Origin of the sequence: Bacillus sp. GMa5/1 (assembly GCF_050172015.1) — a bacterium.
Lineage (GTDB): Bacteria > Bacillota > Bacilli > Bacillales > Bacillaceae_G > Bacillus_A > Bacillus_A cereus.
Genome location: NZ_JBNLYC010000223.1, coordinates 1 through 5649, shown reverse-complemented (window position 1 = coordinate 5649; position 5649 = coordinate 1). Strand labels below are relative to the sequence as shown.

Below are 5649 nucleotides of genomic sequence, written 5' to 3'. Positions count from 1 at the left end.
TGTAATTGCATTTATATTATTTTTAAAATGGCTAGGAAAAAAGGAGTCTAGTACATTTAGAAAAACGAATAAGATAAAAGTAGTAGGCATTAGTATTTTGATTGTAATGATGCCGTTTATTTTAAATACAATCCTCCAGACATTGAATAAAACATGGTACTACGCAGGAAAAACAGGGGTAGAAGCAATAGAATATAAAAAAGAAGATAGCCAGTGTAGAATGGAGAAAAATGGAGAGAATATCCAACCGAAGTGCATTGTTACTTTAAAAAATTATCGTAATCATTCACAAGCATTAAAAGTTGTTTTATACGATAATGCAAACGAGAATTCAAAAAGCTATCCAGTACCGAAACCAGTCTATTTACAAAAACATGAGACAAAGCAATTCGAATTTCAAGTTCCTGTTTCTTATAATAGAGGTATTGAAAAAGATAAAGTACCAAATATTAAATTACATTCATTGCATGAAAATGATACGAAATACAATTAATCTGTAAGTAAAAGTTTATGAGTAGGAGCAAGAATTTGAAACGATATAGAAAATCAACTTGAATCATCCAACATACTGCGAGGTAACGGTATATTGGATGATTTTTTTATGTTATCCCCTTTTTTCACGTATGAAAAGGAGGAATACTTTGTTGGAAATGAAAAACATCACAAGGATCATACATGGTTTTTACTTTACGTAATCTGTGAAAGTTAGAGCCATAATAACTAGTTTGCCAATTTTTAATGTCGATATCGGGCCAGTTCACATAGTCACCTAGTGTATAAGGATCTAAGCTTTCTCGTAAACCTTTAACCCAGCGTATATTTTGATTTTCTTCATCATCGCATTTCCAAGAGGTAATGTATTCTTGAGCAATAATTGCTTTACGATGAAAATAAGCCGTTTTATTCGGCGAAATATTTTCAACAGCACCTATGAGCGATTGATGCCAAATACTAGCATCTTTATTCGGTGCATGAGAAAGAAAGTATTGCATGATTTGAATGCCTTTAAGGGGAATAGGTTTATAGACATAGGAACCAGAGCGCTTGAAATTTTCAGGGATGTTACCGCCATTAAAAAATTCAACAGCCTTTATATAAGGAACTTCTTCTATAAAGAGAGAGGGGCTACCAGTTTCAAGAAGAGGTGAAGAATGAGATTTACCTTTGTGAGAAATAAATAAAGCATAAGAATAAAGAATCTACATAGAGTTCAATGAAAACAGTTGCAAACTGTTCATATTTTGTTATGATAGTGTTACGAAAACGTTTGCATAAAATTCCGATGGGATGCAAAAGGAGAGAATGACTATGAATAAGACATGGTGGAAAGAAGCGGTTGCTTATCAAATTTATCCACGAAGCTTTATGGATTCAAATGGTGATGGTATTGGAGATTTACAAGGTATTATTGCAAAACTGGATTATTTAAAAGATTTAGGTATAGATGTAATTTGGATTTGTCCAATGTATAAATCGCCTAATGATGATAATGGTTATGATATTAGTGATTATCAAGATATTATGGATGAGTTTGGTACAATGGCAGACTTTGATGCTTTACTAGATGAAGTTCATAAGCGTGATATGAAGCTAATTATTGATTTAGTTATTAATCATACGAGTGATGAACATCCATGGTTTATTGAATCACGTTCATCTAAAGATAATCCGAAGCGTGATTGGTATATTTGGCATGATGGTAAAGATGGTGCGGAGCCAAACAACTGGGAAAGTATTTTTAATGGTTCGGCATGGGAATATGATGAAGAAACAGAACAATATTATTTACATCTATTCTCACGTAAACAACCAGATTTGAACTGGGAGAATAAAGAAGTTCGCGAAGTACTATATGATACGGTTAATTGGTGGCTTGATAAAGGTATTGATGGTTTCCGCGTTGATGCGATCAGTCATATTAAAAAAGAAGAAGGCCTCAAGGATATGCCAAATCCAAAAGAGTTAAAATATGTGCCATCTTTTGATAAACATATGAATGTGAAAGGTATTCAACCTTTATTAGAAGAGCTAAAAGAAAATACATTCTCTAAGTACGATATTATGACTGTTGGTGAAGCAAATGGTGTTAAGATTGAAGATGCTGAGCTATGGGTTGGAGAAGAGCAAGGTAAGTTCAATATGGTATTCCAATTTGAACATTTAAGTTTATGGGATGCAGAGAAGAAGAAAGACCTTGATGTTGTAGGATTGAAAAAAGTATTAACGAAATGGCAAAAAGGATTAGAAAATAAAGGATGGAACGCTTTATATATTGAGAATCACGATAAACCACGTATCGTTTCAACATGGGGAGATGATAAACAATATTGGCGTGAAAGTGCAACAGCTCTAGGGGCGATGTATTTCTTTATGCACGGTACACCGTTTATTTATCAAGGCCAAGAAATTGGTATGACAAATGTTCAGTTACCAAATATTGAAGATTACGATGATGTAGCAATTAAAAATTTATATCGCGAGAAAATTGCAGAGGGCGTACCACATCAAGATATGATGGAGATTATATGGGCTTCTTGCCGCGATAATTCACGTACACCTATGCAGTGGAATGATGAGATGAATGCTGGTTTCACAACAAGTACACCTTGGTTTAGCATGAATCCAAATTACAAAGAAATTAATGTTGAAAAGCAAAAAAATGAAGAAAAGTCTATTTTCAATTTCTATAAGAAAATGATTGCCCTGAAAAAAGAGCACGATGTACTGAACTATGGTACGTACGATTTACTTTTAGAAGACGATCCACAAATTTATGCATATACACGTACGTTACAGGATGAAAAAGTCATTGTAATTAGTAATATCTCAAAAGAGGAAGCTGTGTATAATGAGGGTTCATTTGCACTAGAACGCAAACGTTTGCTTTTAAATAACTATGAAGTTGCGGAACATGAAGAAGTAACAACAATTGCTTTAAAACCTTATGAAACAAGGGTTTATCGCATTTCATAATAAAAAAGGATGCTCTTTGAGCATCTTTTTTTATGAAAAAAAATAAATTTCTATTGCAAAGTGAAAACGCTTTTATTAAAATAGATTTATGAAAACGGTTGCGTAAAAAGAAAAATGATATGAGGAATCGTTTTCATAAAAGGGACAGAAATTATAATTTAAATCATTATGTTGTTATAAATAAAGGGGAGGAAGAACAGATGAAAATTACGTCTTTTGATTTTTGGCAAAAGTTCGGGAAAGCTTTATTAGTTGTTGTAGCCGTAATGCCAGCAGCTGGTTTAATGATTTCCATCGGTAAGTTAATTGGTATGTCTGCTGGGGATGTTAACGCAGTTCATACAATCGCTCGCGTAATGGAAGACATCGGTTGGGCAATCATTACAAATCTACACATCTTATTCGCAGTAGCAATTGGGGGATCTTGGGCGAAAGATCGCGCGGGTGGTGCATTTGCAGCGCTATTAGCATTCGTCTTAACAAACCGAATTACAGGAGCTATATTTGGCGTAAACGCTGAAATGTTAGCGGATTCAAAAGCGAAAGTTTCTTCAGTAATAGCGGGAGATTTAATTGTAAAAGATTACTTTACTTCTGTACTTGGTGCACCTGCATTAAACATGGGAGTGTTCGTAGGGATCATCACAGGTTTCTTAGGAGCTACTTTATATAACAAATATTATAACTATAATAAACTGCCACAGGCATTAGCATTCTTTAATGGAAAACGATTTGTACCATTCGTTGTAATTCTTTGGTCTACAGTTACTGCGATTGTATTATCACTTCTATGGCCATTCATCCAAAGTGGGTTAAATGAATTTGGTCGCTGGATTGCAGCTTCAAAAGATAGCGCACCAGTTGTTGCACCGTTTGTATATGGAACGTTAGAGCGTTTATTATTACCATTTGGTTTACACCATATGTTAACGATTCCGATGAACTATACAGAGCTAGGCGGAACATATACGATGTTAACTGGTTCAAAAGTTGGACAAGTTGTAGCAGGACAAGATCCATTATGGCTTGCATGGATTACAGATTTAAATAATTTACTAGCAAATGGAGATACGAAGGCATATAACGATTTATTAAATAACGTTGTACCAGCTCGTTTCAAAGCTGGACAAGTTATCGGCTCAACAGCAGCGTTAATGGGGATTGCATTTGCGATGTTCCGTAACGTGGATAAAGAAAAGCGTGCAAAATATAAACCAATGTTTTTATCAGCAGCATTAGCAGTATTCTTAACAGGTGTAACAGAACCAATTGAATTCATGTTCATGTTTATTGCTCCATTATTATATGTTGTATATGCTATTACAACAGGACTTGCATTCGCGCTAGCTGATTTAATTAACTTACGTGTTCATGCATTTGGATTTATTGAGTTAATTACTCGTACACCAATGATGGTTAACGCAGGTTTAACAAGAGACTTAATCAACTTTGTTATTGTTTCATTAGTGTTCTTCGGTCTTAACTTTACACTATTTAATTTCTTAATTAAAAAATTCAATTTACCAACACCAGGGCGTGCAGGTAACTATATTGATAATGAAGATGAGGCATCAGAAGGAACAGGAAATGTACAAGACGGTTCACTAGCAACAAAAGTTATCGATTTATTAGGTGGAAAAGAAAATATTGCTGACGTAGATGCTTGTATGACACGCTTACGTGTAACAGTAAAAGATTTAGATGTTGTTGCATCAGAAGCACAGTGGAAACAAAATGGTGCTTTAGGACTTATTGTAAAAGATAAAGGTGTACAAGCGGTATATGGTCCGAAAGCTGACGTATTAAAGTCAGACATTCAAGATATGTTAGGTGCGTAATAATATGAAATTGCTAACTTTAAACTGTCATTCTTGGCAAGAAGAGAATCAAATAGAAAAGATACAATACCTTGCTAAAGTAATTCAAGAAGAAGAGTACGATGTCATCGCATTGCAAGAAGTAAGTCAGTCCATACAAGCTGAAAATGTATGCGGTAACAAGAAAGAAGATAATTTTGGACTTTTACTATTAGAAGAGTTAAAAGCGCTACATGTAAAAGATTACAATATTACTTGGGATTTCTCTCATATTGGTTATGACGTGTATGAAGAAGGATTAGCGATTATAACGAAGCATAATATTATAAAAGAAGATACGTTCTTCATTTCAGAGAACGAGGATACAACGTATTGGAAAACGCGTAAAATTGTAAGTGCAACAATTGCTTATAATGGTAAGGATATAACGTTTTACTCTTGCCATCTCGGTTGGTGGAATGATGAAGAAGAGTCATTCGAAGGTCAAGTCGATCGTTTGATGGAGCGTGTAGATAGCAATAAGCTCGCCTTCTTAATGGGGGATTTTAATAACAATGCTCGGTTGGAAGGCGAAGGTTATGAGTATATGATGCAAAAAGGGTTGTATGACACATATGAATTAGCAATAGAGAAGGATGAAGGAACGACTGTCCAAGGTGAGATTGCTGGTTGGGATGAAAATAAACATAATTTGCGAATCGATCTAATATTGTGTAACCAAAGTAAAAAAGTTCATTCTTCAAAAGTTATTTTTAATGGTACAAACAGAAATGTAATTTCAGATCATTTCGGTGTAGAGGTTCAATTGGATATATAATAGAAGAAATCCTCACAGAGAATAAAAGCTGTGAGGATTTTT

At 34.3% G+C, this 5649-nt stretch carries 4 protein-coding genes and 1 pseudogene; 4 read left to right on the top strand and 1 reads right to left on the bottom strand.

All coding sequences use genetic code 11. The features are described 5' to 3' along the window. The coding region (locus ACQGSG_RS25915) for an ABC transporter permease (protein ID WP_426948352.1) at window positions 1-493 on the top strand (493 nt) is incomplete at its 5' end. Window positions 494-617: 124 nt separating this feature from the next. Here the strand turns inward: ACQGSG_RS25915 and ACQGSG_RS25910 are convergent. After that, window positions 618-1154, bottom strand: a pseudogene (locus ACQGSG_RS25910) (BBE domain-containing protein); the annotation flags it as partial. 154 nt (window positions 1155-1308) lie between these two features. Between ACQGSG_RS25910 and ACQGSG_RS25905 the strand changes: the two are divergent. The 3 genes from ACQGSG_RS25905 to ACQGSG_RS25895 all read left to right on the top strand — a co-directional run bounded on the left by ACQGSG_RS25905 (window position 1309) and on the right by ACQGSG_RS25895 (window position 5607). Beyond that, on the top strand, window positions 1309-2973 hold the full coding sequence (locus ACQGSG_RS25905; RefSeq protein WP_001044703.1) for a glycoside hydrolase family 13 protein: 1665 nt from the start codon (window positions 1309-1311) through the stop codon (window positions 2971-2973). 200 nt (window positions 2974-3173) lie between these two features. After that, entirely contained in the window at window positions 3174-4811 is a 1638-nt protein-coding gene (locus ACQGSG_RS25900; protein ID WP_426948350.1) for a PTS transporter subunit IIBC, read from the top strand. Between the two features lie 4 nt (window positions 4812-4815). Next, a complete protein-coding gene (locus tag ACQGSG_RS25895) occupies window positions 4816-5607 on the top strand; it encodes an endonuclease/exonuclease/phosphatase family protein (protein ID WP_000771985.1) in 792 nt (263 codons plus the stop codon). Window positions 5608-5649: the final 42 nt, after the last annotated feature.